This window comes from Microcoleus sp. A003_D6 (genome assembly GCF_036702825.1).
In the GTDB taxonomy this organism is placed as follows: domain Bacteria; phylum Cyanobacteriota; class Cyanobacteriia; order Cyanobacteriales; family Microcoleaceae; genus Microcoleus.
Genome location: NZ_JAUBWA010000281.1, coordinates 799 through 1,775 on the forward strand (window position 1 = coordinate 799; position 977 = coordinate 1,775).

Sequence of the window (977 nt, forward strand, 5' to 3'; positions counted from 1 at the left end):
CAGAGGCGATTGCCTCCTACCGCCAGATCGTAGAACTCAATCGTGACAACGTGGAAGCCTATCAGAATCTTTTGCAGGTTCAACCCGACAACTCAGAAACCTGGTTTCAGTTGGCCCAAGCTTTTGTGAGACAGGAACAGATGGAGGAAGCGATCGGAGCTTATCGTCGTGCAAGTGAACTGAATCCTGATGCTGACTGGATTCATCAGGCCTTGGCAAGTGTACTGCAACAGCAAAAGGAGTCGAATTTAGCAGAGGCGATTGCCTCCTACCGCCAGATCGTAGAACTCAATCGTGACAACGTGGAAGCCTATCAGAATCTTTTGCAGCTTCAACCCGACAACTCAGACACTTGGTTGCAGTTGGCCCAAGCTTTTGTCCGGCAGGAACAGATGGAAGAGGCGATCGCATCTTACTTACAAGCTGTGAAGTTATCTCAAGGAAATTTTTATTATTGTCAGGGTTTATCAGAAGCTCTGATTAAAGTTAATCAACCCCATCATTGGGAACAAGCGATCGCCATTTATCGAAGGCTCATTAGCGAAAAGCCAAATTTAATCTCGGTGAATCACTTTTTAGGATTTGCTCTTCAAAATACCCAACAGTTAGAGGCCGCTTGTCAAGCTTATCAGAGTGAGATATCTATCAATCCCGATTTCTTTTGGTCTTATTTCTCATTGGGAAATTGCGCTAAGGAAATGCAACAGTGGGAAGAAGCTGTAAGGGCTTATCAACGAGCTTTAGAACTCAACCCAGCATTCACCAGCTTAAATAAGGAGTTCGGAGAAGCTTACTATCAACTAGGCAAAGAAAGTATTGAAAAAAATCAACTGGAGAAAGCTACTCAATACTATCAAAAAGCCCTAGAAAAACAGCCTCACCAGAAACTAGCTTACTACGATTTACAAGAATCGATAACTAGAGCTTACCATCAGCTAGGAATCGATCAGGCAGAACAGGGTCTGTTAGATGAGGCT

1 protein-coding gene is annotated in these 977 nt (G+C 43.9%); it reads left to right on the forward strand.

The annotated features are described in order from the left end of the window. The coding region (locus QUB70_RS32425) for a tetratricopeptide repeat protein (RefSeq protein ID WP_332985908.1) at positions 1-977 on the forward strand (977 nt) is incomplete at both ends.